Genomic DNA, 16967 nt, shown 5'->3' with positions numbered 1-16967 from the left:
CCATGACCACCGAAGTTCGCGTGCCCACCCTGGGCGAATCCGTGACCGAAGCCACAGTCGCCACCTGGTTCAAGAAACCGGGTGACGCGGTTGCCGCAGACGAAATGCTCTGCGAGCTGGAAACCGACAAAGTCACCGTTGAGGTGCCGGCCCCTGCCGCCGGTACCCTGGGTGAGATTGTCGCCGCCGAAGGCGAAACCGTCGGCGTCGATGCGCTGCTGGCAACCATTGCTGAAGGCGCCTCCTCCGGCACCTCCACCCCGGACACCCCCAAGGCCGAATCCGCTCCCGCAGCCGAAACAGGCAATGCCGGTGGTGGCAGCACCGATGTCATGGTACCGACCCTCGGCGAATCTGTGAGCGAGGCCACGGTCTCCACTTGGTTCAAGAAGGTCGGCGACAGCGTCGCGCAGGACGAAATGCTCTGCGAGCTGGAAACGGATAAGGTCTCAGTCGAAGTCCCAGCCCCGACTGCCGGTATCCTGACCGAGATCACCGCTGAAGAAGGCAGCACCGTCGATGCGACTGCTAAACTTGGCGTGATCTCAGGTGGCGAAGCAGGTGCCGTAACGCCTACGCCCAGCAAAGGCGAAACCGCAGGTGGGGCGCAATATACCACGCCCCCCGCAGGCCAGGGCGGTCCGGCCAAGGATATCGCAAACGCACCTTCCGCTGAGAAGGCAATGGCTGAGGCCGGCCTCTCTGCAGATCAGGTGCAAGGCAGTGGTCGTGATGGCCGCATCATGAAGGACGACGTCGCCCGTGCCGTGGCCGCTGCCGCAGCTGCACCGGCTGCCAGCACTTCGGCCCCAGCATCGGCGGCACCTGTGCGCGCGCCGGTTGCAGCAGATGACGCTGCACGTGAAGAGCGCGTGAAAATGACGCGCCTGCGCCAGACCATCGCCAAGCGCCTGAAGGACAGTCAGAACACCGCTGCCATGCTCACCACCTACAATGAGGTCGACATGACCGAGGTGATGGCCTTGCGCAACGAGTACAAGGACCTGTTCCTGAAGAAACACGGCGTGAAACTGGGCTTCATGTCGTTCTTTACCAAGGCCTGCGTGCACGCCCTGCGCGAAGTGCCCGAGGTCAACGCCGAGATCGACGGCACCGACATCGTCTACAAGAACTTCGTCCACATGGGCATCGCCGCTGGCACGCCCACGGGTCTGGTCGTTCCGGTCATCCGCGACGCCGATGCGATGTCCTTTGCTGACATCGAAAAAGCGATTGCCGAGAAAGGCGCCCGCGCCCGTGACGGCAAGCTGTCGATGGCAGAGATGCAGGGCGGCACCTTCACCATCTCCAACGGTGGTGTCTATGGCTCGCTGATGTCCTCGCCCATCCTGAACCCACCGCAATCCGGCATCCTCGGCATGCACAAGATCCAGGACCGCCCGATGGCGATCAACGGCAAGGTTGAGATCCGCCCGATGATGTATCTGGCACTCTCCTATGACCACCGCATCGTCGACGGCAAAGGCGCCGTCACCTTCCTCGTGCGCGTCAAAGAAGCGCTGGAAGATCCTCGTCGGTTGCTGATGGATCTGTAAGAAAGCGATGCAACTGCAGTCTGGGAAGCCCATCTTGCTTTGGTTAATCATCATTGGTTACGCCATTTTTGCAATTTCCGGGTTGTCGCGGACTGCAGACATTCTTTCTATGCCAATGCCGGAGAAACGTTATCCAGCACTACTTTCGAACGAGATTGCATATGTCTTCTCACTCGCGGGTTCCCTTGGCAGCGTCGTTGCAAGCGCTGGCGTCGCGATTTCAAGTTTCTTGAGATCGCGACGGGCGGTTGCATTTACGGCATTATTTCTTGCCTCACAGCTGTTGGTATTTCTTTCAGTTCTCGAAGCCACCGCCTTTGGTAGAACGCTGCCAAATTTCATGTTTTGGACGTTTTTCGGCTACTGGGGAATTGTGATTTCCGTTTCAACATGTGCCATCGTCTACTTGCTTAAACAAAAGCAAGATAAACTTCTGCAATGACCTCAACAGGGCGACAATGACGTCTCCTCAACCAGATACAGAGATACGTGCCGAACTTGTCCGACTGACCGAGGGTCTGGACTACTATCGCGCGTGGTGGATTGCACAGCTGGAAGCAGCGCTCCCACTGGGAGAAACGCTGGATCTCAACACCGTTGTGGTCCCCGGAAGTGACTTCCTCGATCTTTATGATCAGCAGTCACGCACAGGCGCCCGTAAGCAAATTCTAGAGGAGGTAAAAAGTTGGTACGCCCACACTGCAAATGAGTTTCATGATATTATGAATTCAGGCTACCAAGAGATTAATCAGGAAACCAAGGCCTTTCTCGCTCGATTTCGCACGGATATGGGCTTTGATTTCTTTGCGACATCTGGCCTGTTACGCAAGACAATAGACAAAGCTGTAAAACGCGGCAGACTTGCCAATGATGCGGAGTGGTACGTGCTTGAGAAATTTATGGCGGGCGGCACATCGGGCGATTTCACCCCCAAAGAGGTTTCCCAGATCCAACTTCTGATGACAGTCTATGAGGGATCAAGATGACCCCTGAACTCACCGCCCTCACCCTCGCCGCGCTGCTGCAAGCGCTTCAGTTTTGCGCATATGCCATCACGGCAAATCGCCAACTGGATCCGAAAATAGCACTTGGCCCACGCGACACACCGGTCACCCTGACAGGTACAGCCGGACGCTTCAAACGCGCGTTGGAAAACCATTTCGAAGGGCTGATCCTCTTCACCATCGCCTGCGGCGTGGTGGTGATCAGCGATCAATCGACGGGCTTCACCGCGGGCTGCGCCTGGGTCTACCTTGCCGCCCGGGTGCTCTACGTGCCGGCCTACGCATTGGGCTGGTCTCCTGGCCGCTCAATCATCTGGTTTGTTGGCTTTTTTGCCACCGTCTTTATGTTGATCGCAGCGCTGGTATGAGCTGTCACTTTTCCCCAAATACTCCGGGGGAGGCCCGCAAGGGCCGGGGGCAGAGCCCCCTCCCCGTTCAACCCTGAAGGAGCACATCAAAATGGCATCCTATGACGTCATCGTAATCGGCGCCGGCCCCGGTGGCTATGTCAGCGCCATCCGCTGCGCCCAGTTGGGCCTCAAGACCGCAGTGGTCGAAGGCCGCGAAACCCTCGGCGGCACCTGCCTCAACGTCGGCTGTATCCCGTCAAAGGCCCTGCTGCATTCCACCCACCTACTGCATGAAGCGGAACATAACTTCGCCCATATGGGTCTGAAGGGCAAAAGTCCCTCGGTCGACTGGCCGCAGATGAAATCCTACAAGGAAGAGGTCATCGGCCAGAACACTGGCGGTATCGAATTCCTGTTCAAGAAGAACAAGATCGACTGGATCAAGGGCTGGGCCTCCATTCCCGAGGCCGGCAAGGTCAAGGTGGGCGACGACACCCATGAGGCCAAGAACATCGTAATTGCCTCCGGCTCGGTGCCCTCCTCGCTGCCAGGCGTTGAGGTCGATAACGACAAGGGGGTTGTGGTGGACAGCACCGGCGCGCTGGACCTGCCGAAGATCCCCAAGAAAATGGTTGTGATCGGTGCTGGTGTCATCGGCCTGGAACTGGGGTCGGTCTACGCACGTCTGGGATCTGACGTGACCGTGGTTGAATATATGGACGCCGTTTGCCCTGGCATGGACAAGGATGTTCAGCGCAGCTTTAAGCGGATCCTCGAAAAGCAGGGTCTGACCTTCATCATGGGGGCTGCGGTACAGGGGGTTGAACCGTCGAAAACCAAGGCAAAGGTGAAGTATCAGCCGAAAAAAGGCGGCGATGAAGAAGTGATTGATGCCGATGTGGTGTTGGTCGCCACCGGTCGCAAACCCTACGCTGAGGGGCTGGGCCTTGACGCTCTGGGTGTCAAGATGACCGAGCGCGGCCAGATCGCCACCGACGCCCATTGGGCCACCAATGTCAAAGGTGTCTATGCCATCGGTGACGTCATCGAAGGTCCTATGCTGGCCCATAAGGCCGAAGACGAAGGCATGGCTGTTGCCGAGGTGATCGCGGGCAAGCACGGGCACGTCAACTACGGCGTGATCCCCGGCGTTGTCTACACCACACCCGAGGTGGCCACCGTAGGCCAGACCGAAGATGCGCTGAAGGCCGAAGGTCGCAAGATCAAGACCGGCAAGTTCATGTTTATGGGCAATGCCCGCGCCAAGGCCGTGCATCAGGCCGAAGGTGGTTTTGTGAAACTCATCGCGGATAAGGAAACCGACCGTATTCTGGGGGCCGCCATCATCGGTCCGGGCGCTGGCGACCTGATCCATGAAATCTGCGTCGCAATGGAATTCGGCGCCTCTGCTGAGGATCTGGCCCTCACCTGTCATGCGCATCCGACCTATTCCGAGGCCGTGCGCGAGGCGGCCTTGGCCTGCGGCGACGGTCCGATCCACAGCTGATCAGGGCTTTGTCTACAGGAAACGGGGTACTTTCTGCCGCTGCCTCCTGCTAGAAACAGATCCAGCACCAAAGCGGTCCACCTCTGGTGGGCCGCTTTCTCATGAACCGGAGCTTCTGCCATGACCGTCAGCCTGCAAGTGATCTACCCTGCATCCAAAGACGCGACATTTGACTACGACTACTATGAAAAAACCCACCTCCCCCTACTGGAAGAGCACTGGGGGGATATGATGGACACGGTTGAGGCCTCGCGCGGGATTGCCAGCGGGCCGGACGTACCGCCTGCCTTTCTGCTGATCGCAACCATTACCTTCCCGAATATGGAAACGCTCGACACAGCGATGGCGGAGAAAGGCGGACCGATCATTGATGATGTGGCAAACTTCACCAACATTCGCCCGCAGATCCTTGTTGGGCAGGTCCTGATGAGCTGACCGAAGGCGCCTCACGCCTTAACTGTCGATGTCCTGACACAGGGCGCTGGTCCGCGTCCCAACGCATTGGCTTTACCACATGGTCTTGGCGGCGCGCGGTGCCCAGTCCTCGTCATAAGCTTTCCCGCCCTCTTCTCCGGCGGTCTGCTCGGCAAGGATTTCCCCCATAGTCGGCAAATCCGCGCTTTCATCTTCTGAGGTCCAGGTCCGTGCGCGCATCAGTGCGCGGGCGCATTGGCTATAGATCTCGTTGATTTCAATAACAATGACGGTGCGGGGCTGTTTGCCGCTCTTCTCAAACATGGCGCGCAGATCGGCGTCCACCGTCACCCGAGCGTTACCGTTCACCCGCACCACATTGTTCGATCCTGGCACCAGAAACATCAACGAGACACGCGGATCCCGCACGATATTGCGCAGGCTGTCGATCCGGTTGTTGCCACGCCAGTCCGGCAGGGCCAGTCTGCCCGGGTCCAACTCCAGAACCACCGGACCATCATCACCACGCGGGCTGTCATCGGTGCCTTCTGGTCCAACCGTGGCCAACATACACAGCCGCGAGGCCATGATCCACTTGCGATAAAGCGGCGTCATCTGCCGCGCCACCTTGCGCAGAGAGGGCGCGCCGGGTGTGCCGTAATGCGCCTCAAGCGCCTCAACCGTGGTGAGAAACTCCATCGACTTCGAACCCCGCTTCCTGCATCAACTTATTCGAATGGGCTTCGACCTCGCGCTCCAGCGTGGCCATGAACACATCGCGGTCCAGCCCCGGCGCAATAGCGGGCAGGAACTCAACCACACCCAGCCCAGGTTTGCGCATAATCCCGGTACGCGGCCAGAACAGACCCACATTGGTCGCCGCAGGCACACAAGGCTGCTCCAGCGCGGCGTAAAGAACCCCGGTGCCGATCTTGTAGGGCCTGTCCGCCCCGGGGGCGACGCGGGTGCCTTGCGGGTAAATCACCAGCTGACCGGGGTCAGCGAACTCTGCCGCGACGTCCTTGACCATACGGGCAATGGCATTGCCTTTCTTACCGCGGTTGACCGGCACGCAACCCAATCGCTTGGCATAGATGCCGATGATCGGTGTCCACAGCAACTCGCGCTTCATAATGAACTTGGCTGATGGGGTAGCGTGAAAGATGATCAGAATATCCAGAAAACTCTGATGTTTTGCTGCGATGATCACCTCCTCGGTGGGCACCGGGCCGCGTACCTCGGTACGCAGGCCCAGCATCCAGCGGGCGCACCACAACACATAACCGGCATAGCTGCGGCAGGCCATGCGGGCGCCGCGCGGCGACACCAGAGCCCATGGCGCAAAAACCAGACCAAAGATCAGCATCATCACATAGATCTGAACCATAAACACGGCCGAGAGCAGCCATCGAAATGCAGTTTTCACGCCAAATCTCCAAGACGTTTGTTGGCCGCACGGGTTGTTGCGGCAAAGGCGACGAGCGCACCAAGCAAAGGAATGCACAGCGGCAGGAGCCAGCTCCAGCCCTGAAAGCCCAGACCGGTCAGAAACCCACCCTCGCGCGTGGCCTCGGGCATCAGCCAGACTCCCAACATGCCAAGCATCATACCAACCCCCGCCCCGAACAGCGCGCGCAAGGTAAAGCGCCGGATAAAGGCCTGTGCGATATAGGTGTCCAAGGCGCCGACCAGGCGCAGCACCTCAATCACTTGGGCATTGGCGGCAAGAGCGGCGTTGGCGGCGAGGGTGATCATCGCGGCAGTGGCACCGCCGATCAGCAGAATTGACACCCATGCCAGACGCCGCAGCGCCTGCGCCGCATCCACCAAAGGCGCGCGCCAACGGGTGTGATCATCCAGAACAGCACCCGGCACCTCAGCCTGCAGCCGCAATCGCAATCCTGCATCATCGTAGCCCGGATCACCTTCGATCACCTCAATCAGCTGCGGGATCGGCAGTGTATCCAGCGGCAGTTTGGTTCCGAACCACGGTGTCAGAAGTGCCGCCTGTTCTTCGCGGCTGAGCGCGCGGGCGGAGGCAACACCCGGGGTCTGTTCCAGAATGGTCATCGCCGCTTCGGTCTGGGCGACGCGTTGCTCGGCAGGCGCGTTGATCCGCAGCGTTGCAGCGCGGGCGAGCTCTTCCGCCCAGCGGTCCGCCAACCGGCCCGAGGCCAGCGACAAGGCCAGCGCAAAGACCGCCAGAAACGCCATCGCCCCCGACACAAACAGCGTCAGCTGGGCGGTAAACCCGCTTGGCGGAACCACACGGTCAGCCTGAGCATCTCCGACGATCACATTGCGCAGCCGGGCCAGATTCATAGATCTGCCCCCGCCTGCTGGAGCTGCCGGTTGGAAATCCGCAGAACCCGTGCCTGCACCTGTTTTTTGGCCGCCCGGATGAGCGACAGATCATGCGTGGCCACCAATACCGTTTTGCCCATGTGGTTCAGCTCCACCAGCAATTGCAGCAGTCGCTGCGACATTTCCCAGTCCACATTGCCTGTTGGTTCGTCCGCGATGATTACCTCGGGTGACAGAATAACCGACCGGGCCAGAGCCGCGCGCTGCCGTTCGCCCCCGGACAGCTCCGGCGGCGTTGCATGCGCCCGCTCCGACAGGCCGACCCAATTCAGCAATTCCCTCAGATTGGCCTCTTCATGATCGATGTCCCGTCCGGATACGGTCAACGGCAGAGCGATATTTTCGATTACTGGTAGATGGTCCAGAAACCGGCAATCCTGGTGGACCACACCGATACGGCGTCGCAGATAAGCCATCTGATCGCGGTTCAAGCCATTGATATCCATATTGAAAGCGCGCGCGCGGCCAGACGTTGGTGTCAATGCACCGTAGCAGAGTTTCAACAGGGTCGTCTTACCTGCCCCTGACGGACCGGTCAGGAAATGGAACGACCCCGGCGCCAGCTGTACTGACACCTCGCTCAGCAGTTCCCCGCCACCGTAATTGTACCCCACATTGTCCAGCTCGATCACGGCGGTCCCCTTTTGGTCACCGGTGTTTTGCCCGACTGTGCGACCAGTTTCAATGGTCGGCGCTGTTGCCATGCTGCGCCCTCTGGAAACAGTCGACGCCCGTCGACGCGATTGGCTCTTTCGTGGAAAGGCGGAACTGCCTATGATTATTCAACAATCACACGCCGACAGCCGCCCGGACCCCCCCGGAGCCACCCCAGGTCCCAAGGAGTGACCCATGCGACTGACATGTCCGAACTGTGCCGCCCAGTATGAGGTGCCGGATGATGTAATCCCTGATGAGGGCCGCGACGTGCAATGTTCCAATTGCGGTCAGACGTGGTTTCAGGCTGGCCGTGCGCTGGACGCAGATGACGCTGAGAGCGCGCCAGCAGCAGGCCCGGATCTCGCCGACCTGCCGCCGGATGCAGATACGCCCGCATCTCATATTTCCGATCAGGACCCGCTGACAGAAGACGCAGACGACGATATCGCCGAAGATACCGATCTGCCCCCCGATGAGGCAGCGTCCGAAGATCACCCCCCCGACGAGGACACGGCCGAGGATCACGCCCCTGACGTCGCGGCCACTGCGCGCGGTCTGGATCCGGCAATTAGCGATATCCTGCGCGAAGAGGCTGAGCGCGAAGCCAGCCTGCGTGCCGCTGAAAACAGCCCTCTGCAAACCCAGACAGATCTGGGGCTTGATTCACTGCCTGAGGAAGAATCGGCGCGACGTGCCCGCGAAGCCCGCGAACAGATGGCCCGGATGCGCGGCGAGGATCCGCAGCAGCTGGCCACCGCTGAGACGGAATCCCGCCGTGGACTGTTGCCGAATATTGATGAGATCAATTCCACCCTACGCTCAGGCGAGGGCGCCGCAGCGCCAATCGCCCCCCCGATGGATGCAGCACCGCCCAAGAAAAAGCGCAACTTCGCCCGCGGCTTTGCCTTCGCCCTGCTGATCGCGCTGGCCCTTGCTATGGCCTATGACAATGCGCCGCTGATCGCACAGAAACTGCCACAGGCTGATCCCTATCTCAGCACTTATGTCGCCAAGGTGGATGCCGCGCGGCTGTGGCTGGATACGCAGGTGCGCGCCTTCACAGTGCAGCAATAGCCCGTCGCGCCCGAGCCCAGAAACGCCCAAACGTGGTGGCGCCACCGGCCTATCAGAACCGGTCGAGTAATCGCTCAAGATAGCTGCGTTCTGTGTCGCTGCGGCTGCGTTCACCGGCCCGGCGGCGAATTTCTTCCAGCAGGTCCCAGGCGCGGCGATAGGCCTGACCCTCGCTGAACTGCCCGTCCGAGACCCCGCCGTCCCCCTGCTCGCCGTTGCGCCGACCCAGTGGGTCCATGCGATTGCCCTGCGCCGAGGTATTGGCGCGCCCCTGACCCTGCTGCTGTCCGGGCTGTTGCTGTTCTTCCATCGCTTCGCCAAGCGCCCGCATGCCCTCGCGCAGCGCCTCCATGGCGTCTGATTGCCGGTCGATGGCCTCTGCCAGGTCCCCCTGTCGCAGCGCCTCCTCAGCACCGTCCATGGCACGCCCGGCATCATCCAAAGCGTCCCGCGTCGCCTGATCCCCTTCACCATTGCCCAATGGCAGACCGTCGCGCTGCGCACGCAGCTGATCCCTGAGGGCCTGCTGGCGATCTGCAAGGGAACCACCGAGGCCACGACGCCCACCCGACTGGGCTGCATCGCCACCGCTCTGCCCCCCTTCGGCGTCAGGTGCGCGCTGCCCCTGCCCCCCCTGGCCGGGCTGTCGCTCCCCGCCGGGAGTGCCAGCACCCGGTCGGTCGCCCTGCCCCCCTTGATTGCCCTGTCCGCCCTCATGGGACTGTCCACGGCCCAGACCGCCATTGCGTCCTTCATTGCCTTCGCTTTCGCCACGGCGGGCGCCGGGGTTGAATTGCTCCTGTAAGTCGCGGAAGGCCTGATCCGACAAGCCCTGCTGTTCGCGCAGGGTATCGGCCAGCCCGTCCATGCTTTGCTCCCCGGGAGACCCATCCTGCCCTTGCTGCCCCTCGGTCACGCGCATGTTCTCCATCATCTGCTGGAACTCGCGCAGCGCCTGTTCAGCCTCGGCCATGCGACCCTGTTCCATCAGCTCCTGAATCCGGTCCATCATCGCCTGCAAGTCCTGCTGGCTCAACTGCATCGCGTTCTCATCCGGAGCGCCCTGCTGCTCGCCCTGATTGCCCTGCTCCTGCGCCTGCCGCTGCAACTGGCGCAGATAGTCCTGCGTCGCATCGCGCAGCTGCTGCATCAGGCGGGCAATCTCTTCCTCGCTGGCGCCGTCCCGCATCGCCTGGCTCAGCTGCTCCTGCGCCCGTTGCATCCGCGCCATGGCATCTCCGACATCTCCCTCTTCAAGCTGAACAGCCAGATCCCAGAGCGCCTCAGCAAGATCTTCCTGCTGATCCGGCCCCAAAGTGCCCGCCGTGCTATGCTGCTCAAGTCGGCGCAAAATGGTGCGTAGGCGCAGGTAATCACCGTGATCGCGAAACACCTCAGCCGGGTAGGTCGACAGGGTGCGCAGAATTTGCGCCACCCTTGGTGCATTTGCCCGCGCCCAGAGGAGATCGCGCCGCTGCTCTGCCACGGCAGCGGCCATAGGATCAAAGAAACGGCGGGTCACAAGCGGCGCGCTCAGCGGCTCGGCCTTCGCCTCCTGACCAGCGGCATCCTGTGCAACCATCCGGTAGGTGACCGGCATATTCGCCCAGGGATGCTTGGCAAAGGTCTCAATCATCTGTTCATCAAACGCACGGCGATCGCCGCTTAGTGGCAGCGGCAGATCCAGCACAATCGGATCACGCGCATCCGGCGTCACCGCCAATCCGTGACGACGATTCAGCGCGTCCATATCCAGTGAAATCTCCACCTGTCCGCCAGCGACGCCGTAGTCATCGCTCGCGGTATAGGCCAGCGATGTGGTGTCATCGGATTCAAGCGTCGGATCACCGATGATGGCAACGCTCGGAGGCTGATCCTTGAGCAACGTGACATCCCAACTGCGTCCGCCTGCACCGTTGATCGCGAGCGTGCCGTCACGGGTAATCTCAAAACTCTGTTCGGCGGCAGCGGCAGACGGCAGGTCACCGACACGTCCGGAAATGGTCTCGTCCAGCGTCAGATCGCCAACCTCACCATAAAATCGCAGGGTAAGGCGACTGTTCTCCGGCAGGTTCAGCGCAGTCTCAGTCTGATCATTGAGATAGAGCACCGGAAGCCCCGTGTAGCTTGGCGGCTCGATCCAGCCTTCCCAGGTCGGTCCCGTGGCAGCCGCAATCGCGCCGGGGGTGATCTCGCCAAGGGTGCCGACCCGCCAGATGGAGCCGAACAACACTGCCACCGCCAGCGCCAACATCGCCAGATAGCGCAGCGCAAACGGATCCGCCCGCGCAACGGAGAGATTGGGTTTCGGAGCCTTGGCCGCAGCGGCGTGGGCCTGCATCCGCTGCTGGTGCGCCTGCCAGATCGCTTGCGATGCAGGATCATCAGAACCAATAGCCTGTGCATCCAGCAGTGCCGCAATCGGATGTCCGGGAACCGTCATATCCAATCGCGCCAGAGTGTCCGACAGGCGAGGCCAAGCAAAGCGCCAGACCCCAAAAGCAAACGCTGACGCAGCGGCGAGGACCAGCACAACCGCGCCGACCCAGACCAGCTCCACCGGCAGTTCTTCGTGGAGGCCAAGCATTATCGCGGCAAGCGCCAGCATCACCAGAGAGGACAAGGGCCAGAAGGCGCGCACCAGCCGTTCAGACAGCAGGCCAAGCCACGTCAATCGCAGGGACCAGCGCAATCGCACCAAACGCGGATCAGAGAGTTGCAGGCCAGATGATGTCGAGACTGGCATCGCCTCGCCGCCACCTGCCCCCCATGGTCGCCCCGCATCTGCCTTATCGCGCCCCGGAGAACCGGGCGCGGTTGCAGGTCTGTCGTCAGCCTTGCGGCGGAACTTGGGGGTCTTCACCATCCGGGCGGCGCCTCCGTTTGGCCCTGCGCCGCGCCAGATGCCGCGAAACCCGTCAGAGCCACTCAGGGATGGTATCGCGGTTTATCATTTCGTCAAAGTCCGGACGTCGGCGGATAACCGCGAATTGATCCCCGTGCACCAGGACTTCGGGAATGAGCGGACGCGAATTATATTCGCTGGCCATCACCGCCCCATAAGCACCTGCACTGCGGAAGGCGACCAAATCCCCCGCCTCAAGTGGCGGCATATCGCGATGGCGGGCAAAGGTATCGCCAGTTTCGCAGACCGGGCCAACAATATCATAGGCCCGCTGTTCGATCCCGGCCCCCGGTTCGATGACCGGGACGATATCATGATATGCCTCATACATCGCGGGGCGGATCAGATCATTCATCGCACCGTCAATGATCAGGAAATCCCGGTCTTCCCCGGATTTCACATAGATCACCTTGCTCACCATGATCCCCGCGTTGCCCGCGATAAGACGCCCCGGTTCAATCTCAATTTCACACCCAAGGTGCCCCAATGTGCGCTGCACCATGGCACCATATTCAACCGGCAGCGGTGGTGTATCATTAGAGCGGGTGTAGGGAATGCCCAAGCCACCGCCGAGGTCCAGTCGGTGGATATCATGCCCGTCGGCGCGCAACTGTTCGGTCAGCTCCGCCACCTTCTGGTAGGCCAGTTCAAACGGGGCCAACTCAGTCAGTTGCGATCCGATGTGGACATCGATGCCGATCACTTTCAGCCCCGGCAGGCTGGCGGCGCGGGCATAGACCTCGCGCGCGCGGGCAATCGGGATGCCAAATTTATTCTCGGATTTTCCGGTGGCAATCTTGGCGTGAGTTTTGGCATCAACATCAGGGTTCACACGCACGGTGATAGGCGCCACCGCGCCCAGCTCCAGCGCCACGGCGTTGATCACATCCATTTCCGGCTCGGATTCGACGTTGAACTGGCGAATGCCGCCGCTAAGTGCGGTGCGGATCTCGTCCTGCGTCTTGCCGACGCCCGAGAACACGATCCTGTCGCCCGGTACCCCGGCGGCCTTCGCGCGCAGATATTCGCCCTGGCTCACCACATCCATGCCCGCTCCGGCCTGTGCCAGCGTTTTCAGGATTGCCTGATTGCTGGCGGCCTTCATCGCGTAGCAGACCAGATGATCCATCCCCTTCAATGCGTCATCAAAGAGATGGAAATGGCGCAGCAGCGTCGCGGTGGAGTACAGGTAGAACGGGGTGCCCACAGCGGCCGCGATCTCGGCCACCGGCACATCTTCGGCGTAAAGCGCGCCGTCACGATAGAGAAAATGATCCATAGATCGCGCTTAGACCAGAACCGGGGCGCGGATCAAATGATTCCGCGCTGCATCACACGCCAAGATAAACGCTGAGCGGCCCCTTGTGCAGACCAAGGCTGCCGCCTGCGTGCACACCGCTACTGGAAACACCGACGCCTGCGTTCAGAGAGGGGCGCACCGGTTCGCCGTCAACACCGCAGGCTGCCAGTCCAGCGCAGGCTGCCAGCGCACATAGGATCAAAACGGGTTTTGCCATGGTGACCTCTTTCGACGTTGGCCTCTACTCAGTTGGGCGGTTGCGGTCGGGTTTCGCCTTCTGACCGCAACCTTGCTGCCGTCAATCGGACAGGACATCCTGCCAGCGGGCGATCTGCGCGCGTACCTGCGCCGGAGCCGTGCCGCCATAAGACATGCGCGAGTTTACCGAATTTTCGACGCCAAGCACAGAGAAGATGTCTTCGGTGATGCCTTCGTGAACGCCCTGCATGTCCGCCAGCGTCAGGTCCGGCAGGTCGCAACCGCGGCTCTCGGCCATCGCCACAAGCGTCCCGGTCACGTGGTGGGCGTCGCGGAACGGCACCTTCAGCACCCGCACCATCCAGTCTGCGAGGTCAGTCGCGGTGGAAAAACCAGACCCTGCGGCAGCGGCCAAAGACTCGCGGTTGCCGGTCATGTCCTTGACCATGCCCTCCATCGCCGCCAGCGCCAGCATCCAGTTGTCGGCAGCATCAAAGACCTGCTCTTTGTCTTCCTGCATGTCCTTGGAATAGGCCAAGGGCAGCCCCTTCATCACCATCATCAGCGCGGTGTTGGCGCCAAAAATCCGGCCCACCTTGGCGCGGATCAGCTCAGCCGCGTCCGGGTTCTTCTTCTGCGGCATAATGGATGAGCCGGTGGAGAACCGGTCGCTGAGGGTCACAAAGCGGAACTGAGCGGAGGACCAGATCACCAGCTCCTCGGCAAAGCGGGAGAGGTGCACGGCGCTGATCGAAGCCACAGACAGGAATTCCAGCGCGAAGTCGCGGTCGGAAACCGCATCCAGCGAGTTGGCCGCCGGGCGGTCAAAGCCCAGCGCCTTTGCCGTCATCTCCCGGTCGATCGGGAAGGAGGTACCGGCCAGCGCCGCCGCGCCCAGCGGCGATTCGTTCATACGTTTGCGTGCGTCGCGCACGCGGGACAAATCACGGCCGAACATTTCCACATAAGCCATCATGTGGTGGCCCCAGGTCACCGGCTGCGCGGTTTGCAAATGGGTGAAGCCCGGCATCACCCAATCGGCGCCTGCCTCAGCCTGCGACAGAAGCGCGCGGATCAGCGCCAGAAGGCCGCTTTCGGCTGCGTCCAGCTGGTCGCGCACCCAGAGTTTGAAATCGGTCGCAACCTGGTCATTGCGGCTGCGGCCCGTGTGCAGGCGGCCTGCAGGCTCTCCGATGACCTCCTTCAGGCGGGCCTCCACATTCATGTGGATGTCTTCCAGCGCGGTGGAAAACTGAAAAGTTCCGCCCTCGATCTCTGACAAAACGGTGAGCAGCCCTTCCCGAATGGCCTCAGCATCATTATCCGTAATAACGCCTGTCGCGGCCAACATCGCCGCATGGGCCCTGGAGCCGGCAATGTCCTGCGCTGCCATCCGCTTGTCGAACCCGATCGAGGCATTGATCGCCTCCATGATCGCGTCCGGGCCAGCGGCAAAGCGGCCGCCCCACATCTGGTTCGAGGATTGATCTGTCATGGTGTGGAACCCCGGAGATAATATGCGTCTGTTACGTCAGCTTTCCCTTTATATGGCCCTGACCTTGGGTGCAAATGCCGCCTTGGCCGCCGATCCGGTGGCGCTCGCGGATATGCGACAGGGCGACATGAAAAAACTGGTGCTCCATAGCGCCCCAAAACCTGTGTCCAGCGCAGAGTTTCAGCTGGCAGACGGCGCTGGCACCGCAACGCTGGGGGATTACAAAGGCAAGATCGTGCTGCTGAACTTCTGGGCCACCTGGTGCGCGCCCTGCCGCAAGGAGATGCCCCAGCTGTCAGAACTGCAAGAGGAATTTGGCGGTGACAATTTCGAGGTGCTGACGCTTGCCACCGGGCGCAACTCGCCTGCCGGTATCCAGAAGTTCTTTGACGATACCGACATCACCAACCTCCCTCGTCATCAGGATCCCCGGCAGGCCGTAGCGCGTGAAATGGCGGTGTTGGGTCTGCCGATTACCGTTCTGCTCAACCGCGAGGGCGAAGAAATCGCCCGACTGCGCGGCGATGCCGAATGGAACTCTGACAGCGCCAAAGCCATCATTCAGGCGCTGATGGCCTCTGATTGACACTCAGAGCAATCGCTTGCCGAACGTCCCGCCAACGACAACGGCAGGCCGCTTGACCCCACGCCACCTTTGACAGGACCGCGCCCCTGCCGCCAATCTCGGTGGCAGGGAGGATATGATGCCGCTGGAGATCCTGATCGCAATGGTGCTGGTCGGCATTATTGTCATAGCTATTCTGCTTCATTTGACTGGCCGGTCGGCGCCGGTCCTCATGACGTGCGAGACGGCTGCCAAGGCATGGGCCCGCCACGATCCCGACTCCCGGATCCATGATGCCCAGCCAAGCACTCTTGGCCATGCGGCCCTGATCGACACAGATAACGGGCTTGGTTTGGTCTGGTGTTTTGGTGCCGACACAATCGCCCGCCCGCTTGCCGGGTGCAGCCTGATGGATCACCCCAAGGGGTTCCGGGTTAGATTTTCCGATTTCGCCACCCCATCTGTGTTGCTGCACCTGTCCGATAAGGAACGCGAGGGCTGGCGCCGCCGGATCCTGGCCGCAAGCGCCACCTCACAGCCCCTGATCGCCACAGAACAGAGAGACCAGACACATGCCTGATACGATCTCCTACCCTGATGTCACCCAATGGGCCGTTCCCTTTTTCATCGCGGCCATTCTGGCTGAGTTTCTCTGGATCGCGATCAAGCGGCGGGGCGGGCGCTATGAAACCCGGGATGCTGTCACCTCTCTGGTGATGGGGGCAGGCAGTGTGGCCTCGGGCATTGCCCTCGGTTTCATCGCTTGGGCGTTCTTCATGCTGCTGTGGCAGATCACACCGCTGGACCTCGGCACCTCGGTCTGGGTGATTGCACTGTGTTTTGTCCTTGATGACCTGCGTTACTACTGGGTGCATCGGTTTGGGCATCGGGTGCGCTGGGTCTGGGCCAGCCATGTCAATCATCACTCCAGCCAACACTACAACCTGACTACGGCACTGCGGCAGACTTGGACCGGCACCTTCACCTTCATGATGGTGGTGCGCGCGCCTCTGGTTCTGCTGGGGTTCCACCCGGCCATGGTGCTTTTCGTCGGGGGGATTAATCTGGTCTATCAGTTCTGGATCCACACCGAAGCAATTGGCCGCATGCCCCGCTGGTTTGAGGCGGTGATGAACACGCCCAGTCACCACCGTGCCCATCATGGGCGCAATCCACGCTATCTCGATTGCAACTATGCCGGCGTCTTCATCATCTGGGACAAGATGTTTGGCACCTTCGTTCCCGAACAGGATCACGACCGTCCGGATTATGGTCTGGTCCACAACATCGGCACCTTTAACCCGCTGCGTGTGGCTTTTCACGAATGGGTCAGCATTTTCAAAGACATGACACAGCCGGGCCTGACGTTACGGCAGCGGCTGCTCTACGCAGTTGCGCCCCCTGGGTATAGCCACGATGGCAGTCGCGACAGCTCCGAGACGATCCGCGCCAAACATCTGCGTCGCCATCCGGAGGACATAGGCAGCGCCGGGTTTGACAAGACCTGAGCACCGCCTCTCAATTTGGGTAAAATTGTCCCTTTAATGCAAGCGCAACGCTTTTGCGCCAAGGTGCAGC

The 16967-nt window shown here is 61.0% G+C and carries 18 protein-coding genes; 10 read left to right on the top strand and 8 right to left on the bottom strand.

Annotated elements, in window-relative coordinates; genetic code table 11:
• Positions 1–2 precede the first annotated feature (2 nt).
• From odhB to D1820_RS14625, 6 genes are all read left to right on the top strand, one after another.
• A complete protein-coding gene (gene odhB, locus D1820_RS14650) occupies positions 3–1556 on the top strand; it encodes a 2-oxoglutarate dehydrogenase complex dihydrolipoyllysine-residue succinyltransferase (RefSeq protein ID WP_118069555.1) in 1554 nt (517 codons plus the stop codon).
• Between the two features lie 7 nt (positions 1557–1563).
• Positions 1564–1998, top strand: a complete 435-nt coding sequence (locus D1820_RS14645; protein ID WP_118069554.1) for a hypothetical protein — start codon at positions 1564–1566, stop codon at positions 1996–1998.
• A 16-nt stretch (positions 1999–2014) separates the two neighbouring features.
• Positions 2015–2542, top strand: a complete 528-nt coding sequence (locus D1820_RS14640) for a hypothetical protein (RefSeq protein WP_118069553.1) — start codon at positions 2015–2017, stop codon at positions 2540–2542.
• Positions 2539–2928 (top strand): MAPEG family protein, encoded by a 390-nt coding sequence (locus D1820_RS14635; RefSeq protein ID WP_118069552.1) that lies wholly within the window; start codon positions 2539–2541, stop codon positions 2926–2928. Before D1820_RS14640 ends, D1820_RS14635 begins: the two co-directional genes overlap by 4 nt.
• Positions 2929–3019: 91 nt before the next feature.
• Positions 3020–4417: a dihydrolipoyl dehydrogenase gene (gene lpdA / locus D1820_RS14630; RefSeq protein ID WP_040171246.1), complete on the top strand. Its 1398-nt coding sequence runs from the start codon at positions 3020–3022 to the stop codon at positions 4415–4417.
• A 120-nt stretch (positions 4418–4537) separates the two neighbouring features.
• On the top strand, positions 4538–4852 hold the full coding sequence (locus tag D1820_RS14625) for an EthD family reductase (RefSeq protein ID WP_118069551.1): 315 nt from the start codon (positions 4538–4540) through the stop codon (positions 4850–4852).
• 72 nt (positions 4853–4924) lie between these two features.
• On the opposite strand, the gene D1820_RS14620 is transcribed toward D1820_RS14625, so the two are convergent.
• The 4 genes from D1820_RS14620 to D1820_RS14605 are packed head-to-tail and all read right to left on the bottom strand — an operon-like array spanning position 4925 to position 7827.
• A complete protein-coding gene (locus D1820_RS14620) occupies positions 4925–5530 on the bottom strand; it encodes a pyridoxamine 5'-phosphate oxidase family protein (protein WP_118069550.1) in 606 nt (201 codons plus the stop codon).
• Positions 5508–6257, bottom strand: coding sequence for a 1-acyl-sn-glycerol-3-phosphate acyltransferase (locus tag D1820_RS14615; RefSeq protein ID WP_096870495.1), 750 nt, complete (start codon positions 6255–6257; stop codon positions 5508–5510). Before D1820_RS14615 ends, D1820_RS14620 begins: the two co-directional genes overlap by 23 nt.
• The gene (locus D1820_RS14610; RefSeq protein ID WP_040171255.1) at positions 6254–7153 is read right to left on the bottom strand and encodes an ABC transporter permease; all 900 of its coding nucleotides are present in this window, start codon (positions 7151–7153) and stop codon (positions 6254–6256) included. The genes D1820_RS14615 and D1820_RS14610 overlap by 4 nt, the downstream gene beginning before the upstream one ends.
• Positions 7150–7827: a cell division ATP-binding protein FtsE gene (locus D1820_RS14605; RefSeq protein ID WP_118070232.1), complete on the bottom strand. Its 678-nt coding sequence runs from the start codon at positions 7825–7827 to the stop codon at positions 7150–7152. The genes D1820_RS14610 and D1820_RS14605 overlap by 4 nt, the downstream gene beginning before the upstream one ends.
• Positions 7828–8044: 217 nt before the next feature.
• On the opposite strand from D1820_RS14605, the gene D1820_RS14600 reads away from it, so the two are divergent.
• Positions 8045–8926 (top strand): zinc-ribbon domain-containing protein, encoded by an 882-nt coding sequence (locus tag D1820_RS14600; RefSeq protein ID WP_118069549.1) that lies wholly within the window; start codon positions 8045–8047, stop codon positions 8924–8926.
• 52 nt (positions 8927–8978) lie between these two features.
• Here the strand turns inward: D1820_RS14600 and D1820_RS14595 are convergent, their stop codons facing one another.
• The 4 genes from D1820_RS14595 to argH form a co-directional block, all read right to left on the bottom strand.
• The gene (locus tag D1820_RS14595) at positions 8979–11792 is read right to left on the bottom strand and encodes a DUF4175 domain-containing protein (RefSeq protein ID WP_118069548.1); all 2814 of its coding nucleotides are present in this window, start codon (positions 11790–11792) and stop codon (positions 8979–8981) included.
• Positions 11793–11844: 52 nt separating this feature from the next.
• A complete protein-coding gene (lysA, locus tag D1820_RS14590; protein ID WP_096870492.1) occupies positions 11845–13110 on the bottom strand; it encodes a diaminopimelate decarboxylase in 1266 nt (421 codons plus the stop codon).
• A gap of 52 nt (positions 13111–13162) precedes the next feature.
• Entirely contained in the window at positions 13163–13348 is a 186-nt protein-coding gene (locus tag D1820_RS14585; RefSeq protein WP_014873451.1) for a hypothetical protein, read from the bottom strand.
• A gap of 81 nt (positions 13349–13429) precedes the next feature.
• On the bottom strand, positions 13430–14824 hold the full coding sequence (gene argH, locus D1820_RS14580; protein ID WP_205521383.1) for an argininosuccinate lyase: 1395 nt from the start codon (positions 14822–14824) through the stop codon (positions 13430–13432).
• Between the two features lie 22 nt (positions 14825–14846).
• Between argH and D1820_RS14575 the strand changes: the two genes are divergently transcribed.
• The 3 genes from D1820_RS14575 to D1820_RS14565 all read left to right on the top strand — a co-directional run bounded on the left by D1820_RS14575 (position 14847) and on the right by D1820_RS14565 (position 16897).
• Positions 14847–15410, top strand: coding sequence for a TlpA disulfide reductase family protein (locus D1820_RS14575; RefSeq protein ID WP_254683321.1), 564 nt, complete (start codon positions 14847–14849; stop codon positions 15408–15410).
• A gap of 118 nt (positions 15411–15528) precedes the next feature.
• Positions 15529–15969 carry a hypothetical protein gene (locus D1820_RS14570; protein ID WP_118069546.1) on the top strand — a complete coding sequence of 147 codons (441 nt, stop codon included), beginning with the start codon at positions 15529–15531 and terminating at the stop codon, positions 15967–15969.
• Positions 15962–16897: a sterol desaturase family protein gene (locus tag D1820_RS14565; protein WP_118069545.1), complete on the top strand. Its 936-nt coding sequence runs from the start codon at positions 15962–15964 to the stop codon at positions 16895–16897. The genes D1820_RS14570 and D1820_RS14565 overlap by 8 nt, the downstream gene beginning before the upstream one ends.
• Positions 16898–16967: the final 70 nt, after the last annotated feature.

This window comes from Phaeobacter sp. LSS9, assembly GCF_003443595.1.
Classification (GTDB): Bacteria; Pseudomonadota; Alphaproteobacteria; order Rhodobacterales; family Rhodobacteraceae; genus Phaeobacter; species Phaeobacter piscinae.
This window is presented reverse-complemented; position numbering and strand designations above follow the sequence as displayed.

Excerpts from the sequence above, each read along its gene's own strand:
- D1820_RS14565 (WP_118069545.1), top strand. The coding sequence starts at position 15,962 with ATGCCTGATACGATCTCCTACCCTGATGTCACCCAATGGGCCGTTCCC.
- D1820_RS14640 (WP_118069553.1), top strand. The coding sequence starts at position 2,015 with ATGACGTCTCCTCAACCAGATACAGAGATACGTGCCGAACTTGTCCGA.
- D1820_RS14575 (WP_254683321.1), top strand. The coding sequence starts at position 14,847 with ATGCGTCTGTTACGTCAGCTTTCCCTTTATATGGCCCTGACCTTGGGT.
- argH (WP_205521383.1), bottom strand. The coding sequence starts at position 14,824 with ATGACAGATCAATCCTCGAACCAGATGTGGGGCGGCCGCTTTGCCGCT.
- odhB (WP_118069555.1), top strand. The coding sequence starts at position 3 with ATGACCACCGAAGTTCGCGTGCCCACCCTGGGCGAATCCGTGACCGAA.
- D1820_RS14635 (WP_118069552.1), top strand. The coding sequence starts at position 2,539 with ATGACCCCTGAACTCACCGCCCTCACCCTCGCCGCGCTGCTGCAAGCG.
- D1820_RS14585 (WP_014873451.1), bottom strand. The coding sequence starts at position 13,348 with ATGGCAAAACCCGTTTTGATCCTATGTGCGCTGGCAGCCTGCGCTGGA.
- D1820_RS14625 (WP_118069551.1), top strand. The coding sequence starts at position 4,538 with ATGACCGTCAGCCTGCAAGTGATCTACCCTGCATCCAAAGACGCGACA.
- D1820_RS14610 (WP_040171255.1), bottom strand. The coding sequence starts at position 7,153 with ATGAATCTGGCCCGGCTGCGCAATGTGATCGTCGGAGATGCTCAGGCT.
- D1820_RS14620 (WP_118069550.1), bottom strand. The coding sequence starts at position 5,530 with ATGGAGTTTCTCACCACGGTTGAGGCGCTTGAGGCGCATTACGGCACA.
- D1820_RS14600 (WP_118069549.1), top strand. The coding sequence starts at position 8,045 with ATGCGACTGACATGTCCGAACTGTGCCGCCCAGTATGAGGTGCCGGAT.
- D1820_RS14570 (WP_118069546.1), top strand. The coding sequence starts at position 15,529 with ATGCCGCTGGAGATCCTGATCGCAATGGTGCTGGTCGGCATTATTGTC.
- lpdA (WP_040171246.1), top strand. The coding sequence starts at position 3,020 with ATGGCATCCTATGACGTCATCGTAATCGGCGCCGGCCCCGGTGGCTAT.
- D1820_RS14645 (WP_118069554.1), top strand. The coding sequence starts at position 1,564 with ATGCAACTGCAGTCTGGGAAGCCCATCTTGCTTTGGTTAATCATCATT.
- lysA (WP_096870492.1), bottom strand. The coding sequence starts at position 13,110 with ATGGATCATTTTCTCTATCGTGACGGCGCGCTTTACGCCGAAGATGTG.
- D1820_RS14595 (WP_118069548.1), bottom strand. The coding sequence starts at position 11,792 with ATGGTGAAGACCCCCAAGTTCCGCCGCAAGGCTGACGACAGACCTGCA.